The organism is Colwellia sp. BRX8-9, from assembly GCF_014077245.1.
Lineage (GTDB): Bacteria > Pseudomonadota > Gammaproteobacteria > Enterobacterales > Alteromonadaceae > Colwellia_A.
The window spans coordinates 1-433 of record NZ_JACGVN010000058.1; the positions used below are offsets into that span (position 1 = coordinate 1).

A 433-nucleotide genomic window follows, 5' to 3' on the forward strand; every position below is an offset into this window, starting at 1 on the left:
GTTGATACCCCATATTACCACTGCATTTCTCGCTGTGTTCGCCGAGCTTTTCTTTGCGGTGAAGATAAACTCACAGGTAAGAGTTTTGAGCACCGCAGAGGCTGGATTGAAGATAAGTTACTTAGTTTAAGTCAAGTTTTCGCTATTGATGTATGTGCTTATGCGGTTATGAGTAATCATAGTCACTTAGTGTTGTTTATTGATGAGCTAAGGGCTGAATCATGGTCGACAGAAGAAGTATTACAGCGTTGGCATAAAATATTTAAAGGCACTTTTTTAACGCAACAATATTGCCGTGGTGAATTGATTGCCGAATACTTACTTCCAACATTAAAAAATACGGTAGCCTGCTATCGCAGTCGATTAATGGATATAAGTTGGTTTATGCGTGTTCTTAATGAGCGTATTGCGAGAAAAGCCAATCAAGAAGATA

The 433-nt window shown here is 38.8% G+C and carries 1 pseudogene; it reads left to right on the forward strand.

Annotated elements, in window-relative coordinates:
• Window positions 1-433 (forward strand): annotated as a pseudogene (locus H4J70_RS20255) (transposase); the annotation flags it as partial.